General features: G+C 69.4%; 15 protein-coding genes and 1 pseudogene. 3 read left to right on the top strand and 13 right to left on the bottom strand.

What is annotated here, in order from left to right:
- Positions 1–42: 42 nt before the first annotated feature.
- The gene (locus ACFY0P_RS20915) at positions 43–207 is read right to left on the bottom strand and encodes a hypothetical protein (protein ID WP_388914921.1); all 165 of its coding nucleotides are present in this window, start codon (positions 205–207) and stop codon (positions 43–45) included.
- A 169-nt stretch (positions 208–376) separates the two neighbouring features.
- On the opposite strand from ACFY0P_RS20915, the pseudogene ACFY0P_RS20910 reads away from it, so the two are divergent.
- Positions 377–649, top strand: a pseudogene (locus ACFY0P_RS20910) (LytR family transcriptional regulator); the annotation flags it as partial.
- Between the two features lie 11 nt (positions 650–660).
- Here the strand turns inward: ACFY0P_RS20910 and ACFY0P_RS20905 are convergent.
- A complete protein-coding gene (locus ACFY0P_RS20905; RefSeq protein ID WP_388914918.1) occupies positions 661–1,677 on the bottom strand; it encodes a hypothetical protein in 1,017 nt (338 codons plus the stop codon).
- Between the two features lie 390 nt (positions 1,678–2,067).
- On the opposite strand from ACFY0P_RS20905, the gene ACFY0P_RS20900 reads away from it, so the two are divergent.
- Positions 2,068–2,439, top strand: a complete 372-nt coding sequence (locus ACFY0P_RS20900; RefSeq protein ID WP_388914916.1) for an NTP pyrophosphohydrolase — start codon at positions 2,068–2,070, stop codon at positions 2,437–2,439.
- Between the two features lie 14 nt (positions 2,440–2,453).
- On the opposite strand, the gene ACFY0P_RS20895 is transcribed toward ACFY0P_RS20900, so the two are convergent.
- The 10 genes from ACFY0P_RS20895 to ngcE form a co-directional block, all read right to left on the bottom strand.
- Positions 2,454–3,902 carry an ArnT family glycosyltransferase gene (locus ACFY0P_RS20895; RefSeq protein WP_388914913.1) on the bottom strand — a complete coding sequence of 483 codons (1,449 nt, stop codon included), beginning with the start codon at positions 3,900–3,902 and terminating at the stop codon, positions 2,454–2,456.
- Between the two features lie 72 nt (positions 3,903–3,974).
- Positions 3,975–5,471, bottom strand: a complete 1,497-nt coding sequence (locus tag ACFY0P_RS20890) for an amino acid permease (protein ID WP_388914910.1) — start codon at positions 5,469–5,471, stop codon at positions 3,975–3,977.
- A 253-nt stretch (positions 5,472–5,724) separates the two neighbouring features.
- On the bottom strand, positions 5,725–7,641 hold the full coding sequence (gene dxs, locus ACFY0P_RS20885) for a 1-deoxy-D-xylulose-5-phosphate synthase (protein WP_388914907.1): 1,917 nt from the start codon (positions 7,639–7,641) through the stop codon (positions 5,725–5,727).
- Positions 7,642–7,924: 283 nt separating this feature from the next.
- Complete coding sequence (locus ACFY0P_RS20880; protein WP_388914904.1) at positions 7,925–9,277, bottom strand: sugar ABC transporter permease; 1,353 nt, start codon at positions 9,275–9,277, stop codon at positions 7,925–7,927.
- On the bottom strand, positions 9,274–10,065 hold the full coding sequence (locus ACFY0P_RS20875) for an ATP-binding cassette domain-containing protein (protein WP_388915392.1): 792 nt from the start codon (positions 10,063–10,065) through the stop codon (positions 9,274–9,276). The genes ACFY0P_RS20880 and ACFY0P_RS20875 overlap by 4 nt, the downstream gene beginning before the upstream one ends.
- Positions 10,066–10,387: 322 nt before the next feature.
- The gene (locus ACFY0P_RS20870) at positions 10,388–11,479 is read right to left on the bottom strand and encodes a substrate-binding domain-containing protein (protein WP_351490023.1); all 1,092 of its coding nucleotides are present in this window, start codon (positions 11,477–11,479) and stop codon (positions 10,388–10,390) included.
- Between the two features lie 134 nt (positions 11,480–11,613).
- The gene (locus ACFY0P_RS20865) at positions 11,614–12,813 is read right to left on the bottom strand and encodes an ROK family transcriptional regulator (RefSeq protein ID WP_293993554.1); all 1,200 of its coding nucleotides are present in this window, start codon (positions 12,811–12,813) and stop codon (positions 11,614–11,616) included.
- A 349-nt stretch (positions 12,814–13,162) separates the two neighbouring features.
- Positions 13,163–14,065 carry a carbohydrate ABC transporter permease gene (locus ACFY0P_RS20860; protein ID WP_388914901.1) on the bottom strand — a complete coding sequence of 301 codons (903 nt, stop codon included), beginning with the start codon at positions 14,063–14,065 and terminating at the stop codon, positions 13,163–13,165.
- A gap of 4 nt (positions 14,066–14,069) precedes the next feature.
- Positions 14,070–14,996, bottom strand: a complete 927-nt coding sequence (locus ACFY0P_RS20855; RefSeq protein WP_388914898.1) for a carbohydrate ABC transporter permease — start codon at positions 14,994–14,996, stop codon at positions 14,070–14,072.
- 29 nt (positions 14,997–15,025) lie between these two features.
- Positions 15,026–16,477, bottom strand: a complete 1,452-nt coding sequence (ngcE, locus tag ACFY0P_RS20850; RefSeq protein ID WP_388914895.1) for an N-acetylglucosamine/diacetylchitobiose ABC transporter substrate-binding protein — start codon at positions 16,475–16,477, stop codon at positions 15,026–15,028.
- Positions 16,478–16,900: 423 nt separating this feature from the next.
- Here ngcE and ACFY0P_RS20845 point away from each other — a divergent pair, with 423 nt between their 5' ends.
- Positions 16,901–20,644: a GH92 family glycosyl hydrolase gene (locus ACFY0P_RS20845; protein WP_388915389.1), complete on the top strand. Its 3,744-nt coding sequence runs from the start codon at positions 16,901–16,903 to the stop codon at positions 20,642–20,644.
- A gap of 59 nt (positions 20,645–20,703) precedes the next feature.
- Here ACFY0P_RS20845 and ACFY0P_RS20840 read toward each other — a convergent pair whose 3' ends face one another.
- The gene (locus ACFY0P_RS20840; protein WP_388914892.1) at positions 20,704–23,976 is read right to left on the bottom strand and encodes a GH92 family glycosyl hydrolase; all 3,273 of its coding nucleotides are present in this window, start codon (positions 23,974–23,976) and stop codon (positions 20,704–20,706) included.
- Positions 23,977–24,003 lie beyond the last annotated feature (27 nt).

Genomic DNA, 24,003 nt, shown 5'->3' with positions numbered 1-24,003 from the left:
CCGCACCGTGCGGAGGGCCCCTTTCGTGTGCCGCCGGGAAGGTCAGGCCGCGTCGATCCACCGGTCGGTGACGGACCGGGCGGCCGGCAGGGCGCCGATCGGCCCGCCCGGAGCCAGCTCCGCGGCAGAGGCCGTACCGAGCGCGTCGATGGCGTCGAAGACGCGTTCGCCGACAGCCGCACAAACGCCCCCCGATTCCCCAGCCACCACCTCGACCAGTGATCACGGGCACAAGCGTTCGCATCACCCTGGCGACACCTACGGCGGTACGGGCGCTCCGCGCCCTGAACCGGATACGGCGACGCTCCGCGTCACGACACCCGGATGCCATTCCTCCCCGGCGTGAACGCCGGGGCCTCCTCGCAAGAAACAGGTCAAGGCGTACCGGATCGCCGACAAGCTGACCGCCGCGCTCACCACCGACTCGGCCCTGGCCTCGCTCACCAAGCTCGCCGAGTTCGGCCGCAGCCTGAACGGCGTCAACCCGTCCACCATGGAGACGATCATGCTCCCGGTGGCGTACGACAAGGCCGACCCGAACCGGGTGGTGGCCGCCGAACCGCAGGCGTCCACGCTGTGGAAGGCGATCCGCGCCGACGCCACGATCCCCGAGTCGGCCAAGAAGTCCCCTGCCACCGGCGGCAGCTGACGGTACGGGCGTCACACCTCACGCCAGGCCTCGAGGGCCAGCCCGGGCTCGTCCTTGCGGCGGGTCAGGAGAAGCCGGCCGGTGGAGGGGGACAGACTCGCCGCGGCCACCCGGCCCTCCGCGTCCGTGGCCAGGGCGACCTGGGCGTCGGCCGGGAGCTGCGGCCCCGACTCGGTCCACCAGGCGCCGGCCCGCTCGTCCTGGGTCGGATACGCGGCGAAGGCCACCCGGCCGCTCGCCGAGCGCTGGGCGAGCAGCGTGCAGTCGTACCCGTCGAGTTCGCAGCGGACCGCGGCCACCGGTCCGGGCCCGGCGGAGGGCAGCAGGGCGTGCGGCTTGCCGCCCGGACGCCAGGCGCAGAGGTCACCGGACTCGTCGGTGTAGAAGAGGGTCGTGCTCTCCGGCGAGGTGGCGAGGGCGGACAGGGTGCCCGGGCGGACCGGGGCCTCAAGGGCCTCCTGGAGGACCGGCGGCTTACCCGCCTGCTCCTGGTACCAGTGCAGGATGCCGCCTGGGACGGCCGCGTAGACCGCGACCCGGCCGGACTCACCCGTCACCGCGGCCAGTCCGTCCTCGACCAGCCGCCCCTTCAGGTCACGCCACGGATCCCAGCCGCCCTTTTCCTTCTGGGCGACCATGCTCACCCCGCGCCCCCGGTTGCGGACGAAGACATGGGCGCGACCCTGCGCGTCCACGGCGACGGCCGGGACGCCGGTGACGTCGCCCTTCTTGCTCGGGTGACCGATCGACTGCCAGTCCAGGGCGGCCAGATGGGGGCGGTAGTGGGTGGAGTGGACGAGGCCCGACTCGCCGTTCACGGTGGGCCGCCAGGCGACCAGGTGGGCGTATCCGTCGGCACCCTGGCCGACCGAGAAGCCGGGATGCAGCCGCTGGTCGCCGCCCATCTTCCGCGGGGTGCCCCAGGGCCCGCCGGGACCGCGTTCCGCCCGGCACAGCACAGCGTCGCCCGACGGCAGATAGACGCTGAGCCGACCGTCACGGCCGCGGAGGAGCCAGTCGCCGTTCACCGCTTCACCGGATCCTTCCGAGGACGCCCTGACCTTCAGTCCGGGGTGGAGGCACGTCCCGCTTGCGGGGGAGAATCGGACACATGTGCAGCAGGGCAGGCAAATCCGGTTCGCCCCCAGGGCGGAACGGCGCGCTGGTAGCGTTAGCCGCGGACGATGCGTCGCGAGAGCCAAGCACGCGGAGTCTCCTTGAAGTTGTGTGACCTTGCAGCAGGTGAGCTGCCCGGGCCGGTTTCAACCCGGCTGGTGTCGATCGCGGAAGACCTGACAGGCCGTCGGCCTGAGAGGCAGCGTGAGCCAGGAATCATCTCCGTTCAATGAGGTGAGGATTCAATCTAAGCGGGGCCGTTCGGAGCAGTGGTGCGGCCCCCGGCGTGCGAGGCTGGGGGCATGGAAGACGAAGCTCCGCTGCTGGTGATCGTCGACAGCGCGAACGTCGTCGGGTCACGGCCGGACGGCTGGTGGCGGGACCGCAAGGGGGCCGCCGAGCGGTTGCGCGACCGGCTGGCCGAGCGGGGGCTGCCCGGCCACCCGATCCCGGTGGAGCTGGTGCTCGTCGTCGAGGGCGCGGCCCGTGGCGTGGAGTCGGTGCCCGGGGTACGGGTGGACTCGGCACCCGGCAGCGGCGACGACCGGATCGTGGAACTGGCCGCCGAGGACCCCGGCCGGCCCCGGCTCGTCGTCACCGCCGACCGCGAGCTGCGCCGCAGGGTTACGGAGTTGGGCGCCGAGGTGATCGGCCCGAGCGCCCTGCTCCACTGAGCTGGGGCAGGCCCCTACTCCCCCGCCGCCCTCACGTACAGCACCGCCCCGTCCACCTCGCCCGCCTGCTCGTACCCCGCCGCCAGCAGCCTGCGCAGGCTCGGGACGCGGTCGGGGCCGTAGGGCTTGCCGCGGGAGTCGTCGATCACCAGGGCCGGTGCCTGGTCGGCCAGTTCCGCGCGGAAGACGGGCCAGGTGCCGGCGACGGCGTACTTCTCGCCGACCTGCGGGCCGTCCCGGCCGCCGCTGAAGTTGGTGAGGAGGCCGGCGGTGAGATAGCGGGTGGCGGGGGTCCGGTCGGCGAGCCAGTACGTCTCCGGGTGTATGCCCCAGACCAGGACCCGGTCGCCGGGCGCGGTACGGCGGTCGAGGGTGAGCGCGAGCCGCTGCGCGTGCGCGAGTTCGGGGCGGGGGGCCAGGACGCCCCAGGTCAGGAAGAGGGTGCAGGCACAGGCCGAGGCGAGGACGGCGGCCGAGGTGCGCTCCCACGACAGGACCTGCAACGCGGCCGTGGCCAGCAGGGCCAGGGGTGGGGTGAGTTGCAGGAAGTAGTGGCCGAAGAAGTGGAAGCCCAGGGTGACGGCGACCACCGACGCGGCCAGCCACAGCCACAGGTCGGCGGCGCCGGTGCGGGCCATGCGCAGAGCGCGCGCGATGGGCGGGAGCAGACCGGCCGAGGCCGCACCCAGGATCGCGCTGTTGGTCAAGGCCCGTGCCAGAACATGGAGTTCCGAGCCGGTGAAGGAGGCGTAGGCGCCGGAGCCGGTGACCGTCCAGAAGGCGAAACCGGCCGGGTCGGTGGCCAGGGCCGCGCCCAGCACGGGCAGGGCCGCGCCGGCCGCCAGCCTGAGCAGGCCCGCGCGCGCACCGCCGTACCGGTTGAGGAGGTAGAGCACCGGCAGCAGGACCGCGCCGCCGGTCTGCTTGGTGAGGAAGGCGCAGGCGACGGCGGCCCCGGCCGCTCCCCAGCGGCGGCGGTCGGCGCACCACATCGCGGCGGCCGTGCAGGGCAGCATGAACACCTCGAAGGTGGCCGCCTGCGCGTCCTCGGGGTTGAGCCCGACCGAGACCAGCAGGTACAGCGCCCCGGCGGTGCGGCCCGCGCGGTCGCCCCAGCGCCGCCGGGCGATGGACGCGAGCAGTGCGGCGGTGGCCAGCTGGGCCAGTACGGCGAGGATCCGGACCGGGGTGAGCGACCCGGACCCGAAGACCGCGAACGTCCCCTCGTACAGCCACGGCAGCAGCGGCGGCTTGCGGTCCACGACCGTCTCGTACAGCTGCCCGCCGCGTGCCAGCATGCGTGCCTGTACGGCGAGATAGCCCTCGTCCGGGTTCCACAGCGGCCGGAGGAAGGACGGCGCCCGGGTCACGCAGGCCAGCACGGCGAGCAGCGGCAGCAGCCGCGTCCAGTACCCCTTCCCTGCGACTGCGGACCGTGGTGGGACGAGGGGCGCGAGAAGCATGGGGAGCACGCTATCCGGCCCCGCAGTCCCACCCGGACGGGACATACGGGGCCGGAGTGGCGAGAGTGCCGGTCACGGAGTGTCGGCGGGGGTCCGCTCGGCCTGGGCGAGGCGGCTGTGCGAGCGGCCGTAGAGGAAGTAGACGACGAAGCCGATGACCATCCAGACGGCGAACCGCAGCCAGGTCTCGGCGGGCAGGTTGAGCATCAGCCACAGCGAGGCCAGCACGGACACGATCGGCAGCACCGGCACCCACGGGGTTCGGAAGGACCGCTCCAGGTCCGGCCGGGTGTTGCGCAGGATGATCACGCTGATCGCGACGACGATGAAGGCGAAGAGCGTGCCGATGTTCACCAGTTCGGCGAGTTCGCTGAGACTGGTGAAGCCGGCGACGATCGCGATGACGACGCCGAGCAGGATGGTCGGCCGGTACGGGGTGCGGAACCGCGGGTGGGTGTGCGAGAAGAACCTCGGCAGCAGCCCGTCCCGGCTCATCGCGAAGAACACCCGCGACTGGCCGAGCAGCAGGATCATGCACACGGTGGTCAGGCCGACGGCGGCGCCGAAGCTGATCAGGCCGGCGAACCAGGGGTGTCCGGTGGCCTTGAAGGCGTCGGCCAGCGGGGCGTCCACGGACAGCTCGCTGTACTTCTGCATGCCGGTCACCACGATGGCCACGGCGACGTACAGCGCGGTGCAGATGACCAGGGAGCCGATGATGCCGCGCGGCACGTCCCGCTGGGGGTTGCGGGTCTCCTCGGCGGCGGTGGCGACGACGTCGAAGCCGATGAAGGCGAAGAAGACGACCGACGCGGCGGTGAAGATGCCCATCACGCCGAAGTTGGAGGGCGCCCAGCCGAACATCAGCTGGATCAGCGGTGCCTTGAGGTTGCCGCCCGCCGGGACCGGCTGCTCCTTCGGGATGAACGGGTCGTAGTTGCCACTGTGGATGAAGAAGGCACCCGCGATGATGACGACCAGGACGACGGCCACCTTGATGGCGACGACGACCGAGGTGACCCGGGCGGAGAGCTTCATGCCGACGACGAGGATCGCGGTGAGGACGAGGACCAGGGCGGCGGCGAGGATGTCGAAGCCGAAGCCGTGGGCGCCGTCGCGGCCGCTGAGGTACTCGGGCAGGTGCCAGCCGGCGTTGTCGAGCAGCGAGTGGATGTACCCCGACCAGCCGACGGCGACCACCGCCGTGCCCAGCGCCAGCTCCAGGACCAGGTCCCAGCCGATGATCCACGCGGGGAACTCGCCCAGGGAGGCGTACGAGAAGGTGTACGCGGAGCCGGCCACCGGGACGGTGGAGGCGAACTCGGCATAGCAGAGTGCGGCGAGGCCGCAGACGACGCCGGCCGCGACGAAGGACAGGGCGACCGCGGGCCCTGCGTTGTTCTTGGCGGCCGTGCCGGTCAGGACGAAGATGCCGGTGCCGATGATGACACCCACGCCGAAGACCGTGAGGTCCAGGGCCGACAGCGACTTCTTGAGCGCGTGCTCCGGTTCCTCGGTGTCCTTGATGGACTGTTCGACGTTCTTGGTCCTGAAGAGCGTACTGCTCACGTGCCTACCTCCCACGTTTGTCGTCCTCGACATGATCGAGAGGGCCGGGGGTGCGTATGCCCCGGCAAGGGCAGGTTCACGCAGATGGGTCGGTCTCGCCACTTGGAGGAGTGGAGAGACCGACCCATTGGGGTGGTGCGGGGTGCGTCGGGGGGTGCGGGTGCGTGGGGGCTGGTCGCGCCCACGCGGCGGAGCCGCATATCGAATACAGCCCCGCGCCCCTAAAGGGGCGCTCCGGCTGGGGCGGCTTTGATCAGTCCCTCGCCGGTTCCACCGAGCTGACATCCGCCGGCTGACCGTCCAGCTTCGCCACCAGGCCCGTGACCTGGCGGGCGATGTCCGGGGCGGTCAGGCCGATCTCCGCCATCACCTCGGCCCTCGACGCGTGGTCGAGGAAGCGGGGCGGGATGCCGAAGTCGCGCAGCGGTACGTCGACGCCCGCGTCCCTCAGCGACTGGGCCACCGCCGAGCCCACGCCGCCGACGCGGATGTTGTCCTCGACCGTGACGACCACCCGGTGGCGCTCGGCCAGCGGGGCCATGGCCTCGTCCACCGGCTTGACCCAGCGCGGGTCGACCACGGTCGTGGAGATGCCCTGCTTGTCGAGGAGGCCGGCGATCTCCAGGCACATGGGGGCGAGGGCGCCCACCGAGACCAGGAGCACGTCCGGGGTGTCGGTGCCGGGCTCGCGCAGCACGTCCATGCCGCCGACCCTGCCGACGGCGGCCACGGCTGGGCCGACCGCGCCCTTCGAGAAGCGGACCACCGTCGGGGCGTCGTCGACCTCGACGGCCTCGCGGAGCTGCGCGCGGACCTGGTCGGCGTCGCGCGGGGCGGCGAGCCTGAGGCCGGGGACGACCTGGAGGATCGACATGTCCCACATGCCGTTGTGGGAGGCGCCGTCGGTGCCGGTGACGCCGGCCCGGTCCAGCACGAAGGTCACCCCGCACTTGTGCAGGGCCACGTCCATCAGCACCTGGTCGAAGGCGCGGTTGAGGAAGGTGGCGTACACGGCGAAGACGGGGTGCAGGCCGGCGGTGGCGAGGCCCGCCGCGGAGACGGCGCCGTGCTGCTCGGCGATGCCGACGTCGTAGATGCGGTCCGGGAAGGTGTCCGCGAACTTCTTCAGGCCGACCGGCTGGAGCATGGCCGCCGTGATGGCGACGATGTCCTCGCGCTCCTTGCCGAGTTCGACCATCTCGTCGCCGAAGACGGAGGTCCAGTCGGCGCCGGAGGCCTTGACCGGCAGGCCGGTGTCGGGGTGGATGGGGCCGATGCCGTGGAAGCGGTCGGCCTCGTCCTGGAGGGCGGGCTGGTAGCCGCGGCCCTTCTCGGTGAGGCAGTGCACGATCACCGGGCCGCCGAACCGTTTGGCCCGGGCGAGGGCCGACTCCAGGGCCTCCATGTCGTGGCCGTCGATCGGGCCGACGTACTTGAGGCCGAGGTCCTCGAACATGCCCTGCGGGGCGATGAAGTCCTTGAGGCCCTTCTTGGCGCCGTGCAGGGTGTCGTAGAGCGGCCTGCCGACGACCGGCGTGCGCTCCAGCAGGTCCTTGCCGCGGGCCAGGAACCGCTCGTACCCGTCCGTCGTACGCAGGGTCGCCAGGTGGTTGGCGAGGCCGCCGATGGTCGGGGCGTACGAGCGCTCGTTGTCGTTGACGACGATGACGAGCGGGCGGTCCTTGGCGTCGGCGATGTTGTTCAGCGCCTCCCAGGCCATGCCGCCGGTGAGGGCGCCGTCACCGATCACGGCGACGACGTGGCTGTCGCGTGCGAGGAGCTGGTTGCCCTTGGCGATGCCGTCGGCCCAGCCCAGCACGGTGGAGGCGTGGCTGTTCTCGATGACGTCGTGCTCGGACTCGGCCTGCGAGGGGTAGCCGGACAGGCCGCCCTTCTGCTTCAGCTTCGAGAAGTCCTGCCGGCCCGTGAGCAGCTTGTGCACGTAGGCCTGGTGGCCGGTGTCCCACAGCACCTTGTCCTTCGGGGAGTCGAAGACACGGTGCAGGGCGATGGTGAGCTCGACCACGCCCAGGTTGGGACCGAGGTGTCCGCCGGTCTTGGAGACCGCTTCCACGAGGAAGCTCCGGATCTCCTCAGCCAGCTGGACCAGCTCCTCGGGGCTGAGCCGGTCCAGATCGCGCGGTCCCCTGATACGGGTCAGCAGCGGCACCCGTGCCTCCTTGCAGTAGAGCTGATCGAGCTGTTGCCGGGCTCGTCGAGTCTAATGTTCCGCCCGGGCGGAACGACTCCGGCCCTTGGGTCATGGGTCACGCGATCGGCTGTACCCATCATGAGCCCCACCTATGACACGACTGTGCCCGGCACTCTCCAGTGCCGGGCACAGTCGGAAACCCAGGGGCGCTGGGGGTACCCCCGGCCGAAGGCTGGGGGAGGAACTGCGCGACCAGCCACAGCGGACCGGCACCCGGCAGCGCACCCCGCGCCCTACGGCGCTAGCCGCGACCCGCGGCCTTCTGGCTCTTGCGGGAGACGGAGTCGATGACAACCGCACCCAGCAGAACACCACCGGTGATCATGTACTGGATCGACGTGTTCATGTTCAGCAGGTCGAGGCCGGTCTGGATGGACTGGATGACCAGCATGCCCAGGAGGGCGGACCAGACGGTACCGCGGCCACCGAACAGCGACGTACCACCGATGACGGCCGCCGCGATGGCGAGCATCAGCGTGTTGCCGCCACCGGCGTTGAGCGTCGCGCTCGCCGTCTGGCCGGCGAAGAACATACCGCCGATCGCCGCGAAGCCACCGGAGATCGCGAACACGGTGATCCGGACCATCGGCACGCTGATACCCGCACGGCGGGCCGCCTCGATGCCGCCGCCGACCGCGAAGACCTTGCGGCCGTACGTCGTGCGGCGCAGCACGAAGTCGACGATGACCAGCGACGCGAGGAAGATCACCAGCGCGTTGGAGACACCGGCCGCGTTGTTCAGCACGGCCGCCGCCGCGAAGGACGCGATCGCGAGCAGGGCGATGCGGATGAGGATCTCGCTGGTGGGCCGGAACGGCACACCGGCCGCACGGCGCCGGCGCTGCTCGTTGAACTGGCCCAGGGCCGAGAGCACGACACCGAGGCCGGCCAGCAGGTAGGCGCCGATGATGGCCTGGTCCATGAAGAACGAGGACTGGCCGAGGATGTGCACGGGGCCCTTGTCGGCCGGGATGTTGATCGTGCCGCTGTCGCCCAGCAGCCACAGCATCAGGCCGTTCCAGCCGAGGAAGCCGGCCAGGGTGACGACGAACGCGGGTACACCGATCTTGGCGAAGAACCAGCCGTGCAACGCGCCGATGCCGATGCCCGTGATGATCGTGAGGACCAGGGCCAGCCATTGGTTCATTCCGTGGTTGACCACGAAGACGGCGAACACCGTCGAGGCCAGACCGCTCACCGAACCGACGGACAGGTCGATCTCGCCGAGCAGCAGCACGAACACCAGGCCGATGGCGAGCATGCCGGTGGCCGAGAGGAAGTAGCTGATGTTGGACAGGTTGTCCGCGCTGAGGAACAGGCTGTTCTTCACCTGGAAGATGGTCCAGATGATGATCAGGCCGAGGACCACCGGCAGCGAGCCCAGCTCGCCGCCCTTCACCCGGCGGGTGAACTCGGTGAGGTAGCCCTTGAAGCCCTCTTCACGGACCAGCAGCCGCGGGTCGACGACCGTGACCGGCGCGGCCGTCGGGTCGTCGGCGGGGGCGACCGTGGTCGGGGCCGCGGCCGCCGCCTCGGTCTTGCCGAGCTCGGGCGACTCGTCGCCCTTCACGGTCTTGTTCGACGTCTCGCTCACTTTGCCGCCTCCGTGGTGCGTCGCCCGGAACGACGGGTCACGGCGTTGTCCGTGGCACCCGTGATCGCGGCGATGATCTCTTCCTGGCTGGTGCTCTTCACGGGGAAGAAACCGTTGTTCTTGCCCAGACGCAGCACGGCGACGGTGTCCGCGACCGCCTTCACGTCGGCCATGTTGTGGCTGATGAGGATGACGGCGAGGTTGCGCTCGCGCAGCCGCTCGACCAGGTCGAGGACCTGCGCGGTCTGCTCGACACCGAGGGCGGCGGTGGGCTCGTCGAGGATGACGACCTTGGGGTCGCCGATCAAGGCGCGGGCGATGGCCACGACCTGACGCTGACCGCCGGAGAGGCTGGCGATCGGGATGCGCACGCTCGGGATGCGGATGGAGAGCGTGCTCAGCAGCTCGCGGGCCTGCTTCTCCATCGTCACCTCGTCGATGACGCCGCGGTGCAGCAGCTCACGGCCGAGGAAGAGGTTCCCCACCACGTCGAGGTTGTCGCAGAGCGCGAGGTCCTGGTAGACCGTCGCGACACCCAGTCCCTGGGCGTCGTGCGGCTTGTTGATGCTGACGGAGTTGCCCTCCCACTCGATGACGCCCTCATCGATGGGATGCACACCCGCGATCGTCTTGACCAGGGTCGACTTTCCTGCGCCGTTGTCGCCCACCAGGGCGACCACTTCTCCGGCGTGGACCTCCAGATCGACGTCGGTGAGTGCCTGGACCGCACCGAATCGCTTGGAGACTCCGCGCAACGCCAGCACGGGCGTAGCGGACACGTGAACCATCTCCTTCGCCGCCTGACCGGCGGGGATGCCGCGCTTGGTGATCAGGCGCGGAGGGTCGTGCGGTACCTCGGACTGGCGCCGGGTACGCACGCGGTTTACAAGATGAACATGCGCGAATCCGCTGCGCTTGGCAACGGGTCCGTCCGACGCCCGCTCCGGCAGCGGGGTCTGAAGGCCGGAGCGGGCGTCGGAGGGGTTTCGCGAGACCGCCGGACGGCCGGGGCACCTTGCGGAAGGGCCGGCGTCGGGCGGCCGGGGCCCGGGTGTCGTACTGCGACCACCCGGGCGCTGGCGGCCGGAGCCTCACGGCTCCAGGGCGGGACTACTGGAGACCGGCGGCCTTGCAGGCCTTGGCGAACTCGCTGGTGCAGATGTCCGAGACGGTGTACAGACCGTCCTTGATCACCGTGTCCTTGATGTTGGCCTTGGTGACCGACACCGGGGTCAGCAGCTGCGAGGGCACCTTGTCGCCGGAGCCGCTGGTCTGCGTGCTGGTGGCGAGCGAGTCGATGCTCTTGCCCTGCAGCAGGTCCACGGCGATGGTGGCGGCGGCGTCGGCCTCCGGCTTGAACGCCTTGTAGACGGTGGAGGACTGGGTGCCGGCGACGATGCGCTGGATGCCCGCGAGCTCCGCGTCCTGACCGGTCAGCGGGATGCCGCTGATGCCGGCGCCCTTGAGGGTGGTGGCGATACCACCGGCCATGCCGTCGTTGGCGGAGTAGACGCCCGCGATGTTCTTGGCACCGAGCTGGGTGATGGCCGCCTTCACCTTCTGCGCGGCGACGGTGTCCTTCCACAGGCCGGACTGCTCGTAGGCGATGTTCACCTTGCCGTCGAGGGCCTTGTGCGCGCCCTGCTTGAACTGGCCGGCGTTCGGGTCGGCGTCGTCACCGTTGATCATGACGATCTTCGACTTGGTGGTCGCCTTGGAGCCGAGGGCGTCGAGCAGGGCCTGGCCCTGGAGCTCGCCGACCTTGACGTTGTCGAAGGAGACGTAGGCCGAGACCTTGCCCTGCGCGAGGCGGTCGTACGCGACGACCTTGACGCCCTTGGCCACGGCGGCGTCGATGGAGGACTTGATGGCCGCAGAGTCCTGGGCGGAGATCACGATGACCTTGACGCCCTTGGTCACCATGGTGCTGACCTGCTGGGCCTGCTTGGCGGCGTCACCGGCGGCGTTCGCGTAGTCGACCGTGCAGTCGGCACACAGCTTCTTGACCTGGGCCTCGAAGTACGGGTGGTCGAACTTCTCGTAGCGCGCGGTCACGCTGTCGGGGAGCAGCAGGCCGATGGTCTTGCCACCGGAGGAGCTGCTGCTGCTCGAGTCGCTCTTCTTGTCGTCGCCGGCCTTGCCACAGGCGGCGACGGACAGCGCCATGGAAACCGCGGCGGTGCCGATCACGACTCTACGCATCGTTGCGTTCATTTGGGGGTGCCTCCCTGACAGGGCCGCAACGCTGCGGCCGAGGTGGCTCGAAGTCAACTCGGCCGCAAGTTCGACGTCAAGAAGTAAATACTTAACGAGATGGCAACGGCGCCATGCGTTCTCTAAGTGAAGACAGGTGCAACAGCGGGCACAGAGCCGTCCAAAAGGGTCGAATCGCCCATCTCGCTGAGCGCGAGAGCAAGCGCTCCGAGCACCTCCGCACGGCCGCCGAGGGCCCCCGGAAGCACCGAGAGCTGGCGTGCGGCACTGGGGATCGCATAGCGCCCCACGGACTCCCTGATGGGCCCCAGGACCAGCTCACCGGCCTCGGCGAGGTCGCCGCCGAGGACCACCCGGCTGGGATTCAGCAGGTTGCAGAGATTGGCCACGCCGCTGCCGATGTGACGGCCGACGTCGCCGATCACCCGGCGGCAGCCCGGGTCGCCGTCCCGGGCCAGCCGCACGACGCCTTCCATGGTCAGGTCGGGGCCGTGACCGGGCTGGAGGAGCGGCAGGACGTAGCGGGCCGCCGCGAAGGTCTCCAGGCAGCCACGGTTGCCGCAACGGCAGACCGGGCCGGACTCGTCGAGTGTAATATGTCCTATTTCGCCGGCCGTTCCGCCGGGCCCCCGGTAGATCTTCCCGTTGATCACCAGACCGGCGCCGACACCGCTCGCGACCTTGATGTACGCGAGGTCACGGACGCCCTTGCCACTGCCCCAGACCAGCTCGCCGAGGGCGCCGAGGTTGGCGTCGTTGTCGACGTGCACGGGGACGCCGAGGCGGAGCCGGAGCTCCTCCGCGGGTCTCGCGCCGATCCAGCCGGGCAGGATGGCGCTGGAGCCGAGGGTGCCGGACTCGACGTCGATCGGGCCGGGGACGCCGACGCCCACGCCTGCGATCTTCGAGCGGTCCACGCCGGTCGCCGCGATCAGGCGGTTGACCAGCTCTTCCGCCCTGTCGAAGCCCTGGCTGGACGACGCGTCCACGTCGAGTGGCTCGGACTCCTCGGCCAGCACCTGGTGGGCGAGGTTCCCGATCGCGACGCGCAGGTGGGTGTGGCCGAAGTCGACGCCTATGACGATGCCGGCGTCACCGCTCAGACTCACGCTGCGGGCCCTGCGGCCACCCGCCGACGTGGGCGTGACCTCGACGGTTCCGCCGTCCTTGAGCTCGCGCACGATGTTGGAGACCGTCGCAGCGGACAGGCCGGTCGTGCGCGCGATCTCCGCCTGCGTGAGCGATCCGGCCAGGCGTACGGCCCGTACGACACGTTCCAGATTGGCTCGGTGCAGCGACGACTGCGACCCCGGAGTCTCCATCGACCCATCCACTCCTGCCATCGGAGGCGGCCACGGTGCCGCCAACGTGACCCAGATCACCTCACTGAGACCGGGTCACTTACAAGTTATGAACTCCAAGCTCTGCTGAACGGGTTACCGCCGTCAAGTCCTTGACAGAAATCGTTGGCGGTTCGGGGGTTGCCTGACGGTCATGCTTTCGACATGTCTAGGCCACTGGTCAGCAGGTGGGAGAGGGGGTGGTGGGTGACCGTGGTGGAGCGGGTGCGGCGCCGTTGTGGCTGGTCGCGCAGTTCCCCGCGCCCCTTCAGGGCGCGGCTGGGACCGGACGTTTCAAAGGCGCGTCTCTTTCGGGTTGCGAACGTTCGGGCTACTTCAGAGCACCCGCCGTCAGGCCCGCCACCACCTGGCGCTGGAAGACGATGTACGCCGCCAGGACCGGGAGCATCGCCATCACCAGGCCGGCGAAGAGGCCGGACCAGTCGCCCTTGTAGCCCTGGCTGACCGCCAGCTGGACCAGGCCCTGGGTGAGGACGTGCTTGTCGGGGTCCGTGTTGAGGACCGTCGGGAGCATGTACTGGTTCCACTGCCCGAGGAAGTTGAAGATCCCCACGCTGATCAGGCCGGGCTTCGCCATCGGCAGCATGATCTGGAAGAACGTGCGGGTGTGCGAGGCGCCGTCGACGAAGGCCGCCTCGGCCACGGACGTGGGCAGCGTGCGGAAGAACGCCGTGAGGAAGAAGACCGTGAACGGCAGCGAGTACGCGATGTAGACCAGGATCAGGCCGTGGATCGTGTTCAGCAGGCCCAGGTTGTTCACGACGTAGAACAGCGGGACCAGCGCGAGCATGATCGGGAAGCTCATGCCGCCGATGAAGAGGTAGTAGATGAAGCGGTTGCCCGGGAAGTCGAAGCGGGCCAGGACGTAGGCGGCCATCGAGCCGAGGACCAGGGTGCCGATGAGCGAGCCGCCGACCACCAGGACGGTGTTCACGAAGTAGTCGCTCATGTTGGCGTCGGTCCAGGCCCGCGCCCAGTTCTCGAAGTGCAGCTTGTCCGGGAGCGCCCAGGGCGAGGTGAAGATGGACCGGTCGTCCTTGAAGGACGTCATCACCGCCCACAGCAGCGGCGTGACCACCATGACCGCCCAGATGACCAGGATGCCGTGGGAGAAGACGTTGAGGACCCCGCCCTCCCGCTTCTGCCGGGGCGGCTTCGGCGCGGCGGGCTCGGTCTCGGTGACAGTGACGTCGTCGGTCTCGGTCGTCGTCATCGCTTCAGTACTCCAGCCGCTCGCGACGGCCCAGCCGCATCACGACCGCCGCGAAGGCGAGCGTGACGACCAGCAGGGCGACGCCGATGGTGGTGGCGTAGGCGGCCTGACCGTCCCGGAACGCCTTCTGGTACACGTACAGGACCATCACGGTCGTCGAGTAGTCGGGGCCGCCCGGTCCTGTCGTCATGATCTGTACGACTGCGAACGACTCGGCGCCGAGCGCGAGGATGCCCATGTAGACCCAGCCCGACTGCACGGTGTCCCACAGCAGCGGCAGGGTGATGCGGAAGAAGGTGGTGGCGCGGCCGGCGCCGTCGAGCAGGGCGGCCTCGTAGAGATCCATGGGGATGGACGCCATGCCCGCCGAGAAGAGGACCACGAAGAAACCGACCGTGGACCACACCAGTACGGCCATCACGCACCACAGGGCGAGGCTCGGGTCGCCCAGCCAGAGCGGCTGGATATTGTCCAGACCAATTCCGCGGAGCAGTGAATTGATGGCGCCGCTGTCGGGGTTGTAGGCGAAGGCGAACAGCAGCGAGACGATCGCGATCGACAGCACCTGCGGGAAGAAATAGACGATCTTGTAGAAGGAGGAGCCCCGGACCCCGGAGATGACCGGGCCGCCCTTCCTTCTCCGGCCGCCCACATTGATCATGAAGGCGAAGAACAGCGCCAGACCGATCGTCACCAGCGGCAGCACGACCGCGAACATCAAGCTGTGCTGCAAGGACTTCCAGAAGACGTCGTCGTGCAGCATCCTCCGGTAATTGTCCAGGCCGACCATCTTGAATTCGGGGCTCAGGCCGGTCCAGTCCGTGAACGAGTAGTAGATGGACTGGATGAACGGCCACACCACGAAGAGCGCGTACAGTCCGAGGGGCAACGCCAGAAACCCCACGATGAACCGGTACTTGCCGTGCTGCATCGCCACTCCGGTGCCGAGACGGTTTCTGGTTACTGGTGCTTGTAGTGCTTGATCGAGGTGTCCTTGGCGGCCTCGTCGGCGAAGCCCTGGATCTTCTTGACGGCCTCCGCCGGGGTGAGCCGGCCGGCCATCATCTCGCCGAGACCGGCGACCCCGATCTTCTCCTTCTGGAGCTGCACGTACCAGTCCTGGAGCCGCGGGTTGACCACGTTCGACCCGGCCAGCTTCAGCGCCGCCACGCCGGAGGTGAGGCCCGGGGTCAGGGTGATGCCGTCGGTGCCGCCGTTGTACGCGGTCAGCGACTTCACCTTCGTCGTGAAGTTCTTCGAGGACGCCTCGCTGAGCATGATGCGCAGCTGCTCCATACCGCCCTCGGCGTTCGCCGCCTTGGCCGGGACGATGAACGGCTCGCCGCCCGAGGCCCAGATGGTGCCGAACGGCATCTTGTCGTTCTTGTCGATCCCGGTGGGCGCGGAGACGGCGAGGTTGAAGTCGGAGGGGATGACGTTCGCCGACTCGTTCTCCACCCAGGAGCCGTTCGGGATGAACAGGGCCTTGCCCTGCGCCCAGGCGGTCTGCGACTGGATGTGGTCGAGGCCGGGGGTGCCCTTGAGGATGTAGCCCTTCTTGTAGAGCTCGTAGTAGGCCTCGAAGCACGCCTTGACGGCCGGGTGCTTCCAGGCGTTCGGCTCCAGGTTGTCGATCGCGTTCAGGACCTCGACCCCGCCGACCTTGCCGATCATCGGGTAGAGCGAGAAGGGGATGTAGTACGGGTACTTGCCCGCGTAGGTCCAGCCGGCCATGCCCTTCTTCTTGGCCTTCTCGCAGACGGCGATCATCTGGTCCCAGGTCTGCGGGTACTCCGCGTCGAGCGAGTCCAGGGCCTTCTGCGAGTACCAGACGCCGTAGACCGTGTAGGCGTAGTACATGATCCAGACCGGGTCGCCGTCGAACTGGCCCATCTCGACGATGCCGGGGCGCAGCGTGTCGCGGACCTTCTTGTTCGGGTCGTCGTACGACGGGGCGTCGAGGAGCGGGGTGAGGTCGGCGAGCTGCTTCTTGCCGACGAGCACACCCATGTCCATCTGCTCGGCGCCGGAGTTGTCGATGAGGTCGGGCGGGGTGCCCTGGTTGAAGCGCGGCTGGAGGGTGGACTGGATCTTCTGGGTGGCGGAGAACTTGACCTTGGCCTTCGGGAAGTCCTTCTCGTAGATCTTCACCGCGTCCTCGGCGTACTCCTTGCCGAAACCGCCGTCGAAGAGGACGAATTCCATCTGCGCGGTGTCGTTGACACCCAGCGGGTTCTTGGCCGTCTTCTTGCCGGCCTTGTCCTTGGACTGGCCACCGCCGCCACTGCTGGCGCAGGCGGAGAGGAATCCGACGGTGGGGACCGAAATCAGGCCGAGTGCGGCCGAACGCTTGATCAGATCGCGACGGCCGACGTCCCCGGAACCGGGGTTCGCTGCGGAAGGGGATCCCATGCTCAAGTCCACGCCTTCTCCAGGACTCAGGCGGTGAACCGGATCCTCCCCGGCACCGCGGTCGGGTAGTGCTGGGTCGTGCAGGAAGTCATGCGGGAAACGCCGACAGGTATAGTCCACTTCCCGTCAGCGGGGCAAGATCGAATGCAAGGTTGGCCACGGGTCTTTTCCTAGTTGAGACCTGTCGGAAATATGAGCGATCTCTGTACGCCTTGCCGGAAAAAGAGCCGCATACACCCCTGAATGCCGCACTCAACACCCTTGACATCACGGGCCACTTGGCCACCTACTGGTTCCTGCGCCACGCAGCTGACAACGTTGTCTCATGTGGCAGGGAGGGTACCCGTTGTGATGCAGCGGAGAACGCAGCGAAGAACAGGGCACGGATCCGGTACGGCGGTCGTGATCGCGGCCGCCGTAGTCATGACCCTGGGCTCCCAGGGGGCCGCGGTCGCCCTGCCGGCCAAGGCACCGGCCGCCGCGACCCAGTTCGCATCCTCGTTCGAGTCTGGCGATCCGTCACCGGACTGGACCGACACCGTCGACACCGACCCGGCCGGCACCCCGCGCGCCTCGGGCGTGGACGGCGGTTACAGCACCGGCATCCCCGGCAACGTCACCGACCACGTGACCGACGTACGGGCGAGCGGCGAGAACACCGGCGCGGGCGAGGTCAAGGAGAACCTCGTCGACGGGGAGTCCGGCACCAAGTGGCTCACCTTCGAGCCCACCGGCTGGGTCGAGTTCGACTTCGACAAGCCCATCAAGCTGGTGACCTACGCCCTCACCTCGGCGAACGACTACGACGAGCGCGACCCCGCGGACTGGACCCTCCAGGGCTCGGCGGACGGCAAGGACTGGAAGACCGTCGACACCCGGAGCGGTGAGGCCTTCACCGAGCGGTTCCAGACCAAGTCGTACGACCTCTCCGCACCGGCCGAGTACCAGCACTTCCGGCTCGACGTCACGAAGAACAACGGCGCCCCGGACATCCTCCAGCTCGCCGACGTCCAGTTCTCCACGGGCGGCAGCGGCGGTCCGGTGCCCCAGGACATGCTGTCGCTGGTCGACAAGGGCCCGAGCGGCTCGCCGACCGCGAAGGCGCGGGCCGGGTTCACCGGGACGCACGCCCTGCGCTACGCCGGACGGCACACGGCGACCGGCCGGGCGTACTCGTACAACAAGATCTTCGACGTGAACGTCGAGGTCGGCCGGGACACGCAGCTGGCGTACCGGATCTTCCCCTCGATGGCCGACGGCGACCTCGACTACGACGCCACCAACGTATCGGTGGACCTGGCCTTCACCGACGGCACTTATCTGAGCGACCTCGGGGCCGTCGACCAGCACGGGTTCGGGCTGTCACCGCGCGCCCAGGGCGCGTCGAAGGCGCTGTACGTCAACCAGTGGAACGACATCTCGTCGGTGATCGGTTCGGTCGCGGCCGGCAAGACGGTCGACCGGATCCTGGTGGGCTACGACTCCGCCGCCGGGCCGGCGAAGTTCCGCGGCTGGATCGACGACGTGTCCCTGAAGCCGGTGGCCCCGGAGAAGCCCAAGGCGCACCTGTCCGACTACGCGCTGACCACCCGCGGCACCAACTCCAGCGGCAGCTTCTCGCGCGGCAACAACTTCCCGGCGGCCGCGCTGCCGCACGGCTTCAACTTCTGGACGCCGGTGACCAACGCGTCCTCGGAAAGCTGGCTGTACGAGTACGCGCACGCGAACAACGACGACAACCTGCCGACGATCCAGGCGTTCAGCGCGAGCCATGAGCCGAGTCCGTGGATGGGTGACCGGCAGACCTTCCAGATGATGCCGTCCGCCGCCTCCGGCACCCCGGACACCGGCCGGGAGGCGCGGGAGCTGGCCTTCCGGCACGAGAACGAGACCGCGCGGCCGTACTACTACGGGGTCAGGTTCGAGAACGGCCTCAAGGCCGAGATGACACCGACCGACCACGCGGCCGCGCTGCGCTTCACCTATCCGGGCGACGACGCGAGCGTGATCTTCGACAACGTGACCGAGCAGGCGGGCCTGACCCTCGACAAGGAGCACGGGATCGTCACCGGCTACTCCGACGTCAAGTCGGGCCTGTCGACGGGCGCGACCCGGCTCTTCGTCTACGGCGTCTTCGACAGGCCGGTGACGGGTGGGGACGCCGGCGGGGTCAAGGGCTACCTGCGCTTCGACGCGGGCTCCGACCACACCGTCACGCTCCGCCTGGCCACCTCCCTCATCAGCGTCGACCAGGCCAAGGACAACCTGCGCCAGGAGATCCCGGACGGCACCTCCTTCGACACGGTGCAGGCGCGGGCCCAGAAGGTCTGGGACAAGCTGCTCGGCAAGGTGGAGGTGGAGGGCGCCACGGCCGACCAGCTGACCACCCTCTACTCCAGCATGTACCGGCTGTACCTGTACCCCAACTCCGGCTTCGAAAAGGTCGGTTCGACGTACCAGTACGCCTCCCCCTTCTCCCCGATGACGAGCCAGGACACCCCGACGCACACCGGCGCGAAGATCGTGGACGGCAAGGTGTACGTCAACAACGGCTTCTGGGACACGTATCGCACGACCTGGCCGGCGTACTCCCTCCTGACACCCGGTCAGGCCGGTGAGATGGTCGACGGGTTCGTGCAGCAGTACAAGGACGGCGGCTGGACCTCCCGTTGGTCCTCCCCCGGCTACGCCGACCTGATGACCGGCACCTCCTCGGACGTGGCGTTCGCGGACGCCTACGTGAAGGGCGTGAGGTTCGACGCGAAGGCGGCGTACGAGGCGGCCCTGAAGAACGCCACCGTCGTACCGCCCTCCTCGGGCGTCGGCCGCAAGGGCATGTCGACCTCCCCCTTCCTCGGCTACACCAGCGACGACACCCGCGAGGGCCTGTCCTGGGCGATGGAGGGGTACGTCAACGACTACGGCATCGCCGAGATGGGCAAGGCGCTGTACAGGAAGACGGGCGAGAAACGGTACAAGGAGGAGTCGGACTACTTCCTCAACCGCGCCCAGGACTACGTGAACCTCTTCGACTCCAAGGCCGGTTTCTTCCAGGGCAAGGACGCGCAGGGCGACTGGCGGGTGAACTCGTCGTCGTACGACCCGCGCGTGTGGGGCTACGACTACACCGAGACCAACGGCTGGGGTTACGCCTTCACCGCCCCGCAGGACAGCCGGGGCCTGGCCAACCTGTACGGCGGCCGGTCCGGCCTCGCCGACAAGCTCGACGAGTTCTTCGCGACGCCCGAGACGGCATCCCCCGACTTCGTCGGCTCCTACGGCGGGGTCATCCACGAGATGACCGAGGCCCGGGACGTCCGGATGGGCATGTACGGCCACTCCAACCAGGTCGCCCACCACGTCATCTACATGTACGACGCGGCCGGCGAGCCCTGGAAGGCGCAGGCGGACGTCCGTGAGGCGCTCTCCCGGCTCTACCTCGGCAGCGAGATCGGCCAGGGCTACCACGGCGACGAGGACAACGGCGAGCAGTCGGCCTGGTACCTCTTCTCGGCCCTCGGCTTCTACCCGCTGGTGATGGGCAGCGGCGACTACACGATCGGCTCCCCGCTGTTCAAGAAGGCCACGGTCCACCTGGAGAACGGCCACGACCTGGTGATCAAGGCCCCGCAGAACAGCGCGAAGAACGTCTACGTGCAGAGTGTCCGCGTCAACGGCCAAGCCTGGAAGTCGACCTCGCTCCCCCACTCCCTCGTCTCCAAGGGTGGCGTCATCGACTTCACGATGGGCCCGAAGCCGTCGAACTGGGGCACCGGCAAGGACGCCGCGCCGGTCTCGATCACCCGGGACGACAAGGTCCCGACCCCGCGCGCGGACGTGCTGAAGGCCGACGGCTCCCTGTTCGACAACACCTCGGCGACCGAGCAGACGGTGACGTCGGTGGACCTGCCGGTGACCAGGTCGGCGAAGGGCATCCAGTACACCCTCACCTCACCGTCGGACCGCACGAAGACCCCGACGGGCTGGACCCTCCAGGCGTCGGCGGACGGCGCGAACTGGAAGACGATCGACCGCCGTTCCGGCGAATCCTTCGGCTGGGACCTGCAGACACGGGCGTTCACCGTCCAGAAGCCGGGGACGTACGCGCACTACCGGCTCGTCCTGGACGGCCCATCGACGCTGGCGGAGGTGGAGTTGCTGGCCTGAGACAGCGGCACGGAGAGGGGGCGGGCCCGTTCGGGTCCGCCCCCTCTGTCGTTCGGCGCTCAGCCGGTGGCGAGGGTGAACACGTGCAGGTCGCTGTTCTCCGGGAGTCGCACGCTCTTCACAGTCCTGCCGTCCGGGGCCGTGAAGGGCTCGGTCGCGAAGACGTAGGTCGCCACCGGATCCTTGTCCGCACCGGCCACGTTCCGGTATGCGGTCCTGGCGACGATCTCGTTGCCGTACTGGACGGTGCCGCCTCCGCCGCCGATGGTCCAGTCGGTGAAGGAGAGGTCGACGGTGCCGGTGGTGCCGTCGGTGTAGGTGACGGTCGCCCGGGCGGACTGGTTGCCGTTGGTGGCGCTGCCGATGAAGGACAACCTGGCCGCGGGGGTCGGGAGTTCGATGGTCTGGGCGGAGGCCGTCGCGTTGTCCGGACGGCCTGCGGGGGCGTCCGGCCAGGTGTAGGTGAGGCCGTCGACCGTGCCCCGGCCGCCCGGGGTGAGGCCGGCCGCCACGAGGGCCTGGCGGGAGTAGCTCCAGCCGCCGCCGTCGAAGTCGGCCTCGTCGTGGTCGCCGGAGTCGTTCGAGATGCCGGTGTCGGAGTAGGCCGCGAGGAGGGTCCCGGGTGCGGCGACGGTGAGGGCTACCGGCTGGACGTAGGAGGAGTCGGCCGAGGTGACGGTGACCTTCGCGTCGTAGTAGCCCTGCGGGGTGCCCGCGGGGGTGGCGAGAGTGATCTGCCGGGATCCGCCGGTGACCGTTCCCTCCGCGGGGGTGGCCGTGACGCCGTCCGGTGTCTCGACGCGGAAGCGCACCTCGGGGTCGCTGCCGCCGGACAGGGACAGGGCGCGGACGGTGAGCGTCGTGCTGTCGCCGGGTGCGATCGTCGCGGTCGTCGGACCGACCCCGATCTGGTACGGCTGCTCGCCACGGCGGAAGGACGGGGGCGGGGTGCTCGTGCCCCAGGTGCGGTTCGGGGTCGCGGCGAGGGTGTAGTCGAGGCGGCCGCCGTCGCGCACGAAGCTCGCGGGGAGCCAGGAGCGTTCGCTGGTACGCCCGTTGACCTTCAGGGACTGGATGTACGGAGCGTCGCTCGCCGCGCCCGTCGCGTGGATCGAGATGTCGTTGCCGCCCGGGCGGTCGATCTCCACACGCTGGAACAGGGGCGAGGTGAGGACGAGTTCGGCGCGGGAGGGGACCTGCGGGTACATGCCGAGCGCCGAGAAGACGTACCAGGAGGACATCGCGCCGAGGTCGTCGTTGCCGGGGATGCCGCCGGGCTGCGTCGACCAGAGCTGTGTCATCGCCGCGCGGACGGTCTCCTGCGTCTTGTAGGGGGCGCCGGCATAGTCGTACAGATAGGGCACGTTGAGCGAGGGCTCGTTGTCCAGCTCGGACTTGTCGCCACCGCTGCCGGTGAAGGCCCAGCTGCCGTCGCTGTCGTGGAAGAAGGCGTCGAGGCGGGCGAGGGCCTTGTCGGTGCCGCCCATCGCGGCGAAGAGCCCGGCCGGGTTGTGCTGGACCATCCAGGTGTACTGGGCGGCGGTGCCCTCCACGAACCCGTTGCCGGTGCCCGGGGTGAAGCCGGTGACCCAGCTGCCGTCGGCCTTGCGGTTGGCGATGTAGCCGCCGGTGGCGTCGGCGGCGATGTCGAAGTTGTTCTGCCACCACTGGGAGCGGTCGGCGAAGGCGGCCGCCGTATCCTCCTCCCCCGCCGCCGCGGCCAGCTGGGAGAGGGAGAAGTCGGCCGTGGACATCTCCAGGGTCTCGGCGGCGCCGCCCCAGGCGTTGGACACGGACGGCATGTAGTGGTGGGCCAGGTACTTGTCGAGGGAGGGGCGCTGGCCGGCCGACAGCACCGGTTTGCCGGCCGGGGACAGATCCTGGGCGGTCGGGACGGTCGCCGCCGTCACCAGCGAGTCCAGCGCGCCCTTCAGGTCGAAGTCGGTGCCGCCGAAGGCGCGGATGCCGGCGAGGGCGGTCGGTGACGGGTCGCCGTTCATGACGTGGGTGCCGCTCGCGCCGTGCAGCCAGCGGTCCCAGACCCCGCCGTTCTGCCGGGCGAGTTCGTAGAGCGACTGGGCGACGTCCGAGCCGGTCCCGGGATCCAGCAGGGTGAGCAGCTGGACCTGGTCACGGTAGACGTCCCAGCCGGAGAAGGTGCCGTACTGCGCCCGGTGGCCGCGGGCGACCCGGTGCACCTTGCCGTCGCCGCCCCGGTAGCGGCCGTCCGCGTCGCTGATGACGTTCGGGTGGAAGAGGGAGTGGTACAGAGCCGTGTAGAAGGTGGTCCGGTCGGCGTCCGTACCGCCGCCGACGCGGATGGCGTCGAGGCGGTCGCGCCAGGCGCGGTGGGCGGCGTCGCGGACGGCGCCGAAGGAGCGCCGCGGCGGGTTCTCCGTTCGCAGGTTCGCCTCGGCGGCGGCCCGGCTGACGTACGAGATACCGACCTTGACGTTCACCGGGCCGGAGCCGGGCGCGAACTGGAGGTACCCGCCGGCCCCCTTGCCGGCGACGGGCCGCCCGCCGTTCGCCGAGAAGCCGCCGGTGCCGCCGGACGCGCTCGTCGAGCCCGGGCTGAGCCTGTCGTCCCGCCAGGTGCCGGTGGCGGTGAAGGCGCGGTCGAAGTGGGCGGTGAAGTAGAGCGTGTAGTAGGAGCGTTGGCCCTCGGGGTCGAGGTAGCCGCAGAAGTCTCCGGAGGTGACCGAGCCGGAGACGGTGCGGGTGTCCGGGTCGATGGTGACCGTCGAATCGGCGGAGCCGACTTCGGAGTTGGCGGTGCGGATCAGCAGGGAGGCGGGCTTGCCCGCCGGGTAGGTGAAGCGGGCCGAGCCGGTGCGGGTGGTCGCGGTGAGGTCGGCGGTGACGCCGGAGGCGAGGCCGACCTTGTAGTGTCCGGGCTCGGCGGTCTCGTCGGTGTGGCTGAAGTCCGAGGCGTAGACGGCGTCCTTGGTGTCGCTCGCGGGGGACGAGGTGACCTCGCCCGCGTACGGGAAGAACGGGATGTCGCCGCTGCCGCCCGCGCAGCCGGTGCCTGACATGTGGGTCAGGCTGAAGCCGCGGATCCGGGTGGCGTCGTACTGGTAGCCGCCCGGTGCGGCCGTTCTCGTCGCGTCGCCCCTGGTGTTCTCGGGGCTCCAGGAGAGCATCCCGAACGGCACGACGGCACCCGGGAAGGTGTTGCCGCCGTTCCTGCTGCCGATCAGCGGATCGACGTACGCCGTGGGGTCCTTGACCAGTTCGGGTGGTGCGCCGGCGGTCGCCGCGAGGGCGGGGGTGGAGCCGCCGGCCGCGAGTACCGCGGCCAGCAGCAGGGACATGGGTCGGAAACGCATGACGCGGCCCTTCCTCCTCCGGACGGG

It is taken from the genome of Streptomyces sp. NPDC001714 (assembly GCF_042892755.1).
Lineage (GTDB): Bacteria > Actinomycetota > Actinomycetes > Streptomycetales > Streptomycetaceae > Streptomyces.
The sequence above is the reverse complement of the archived record's forward strand: the minus strand, read 5'-3'. Positions and strand labels throughout refer to the sequence as shown.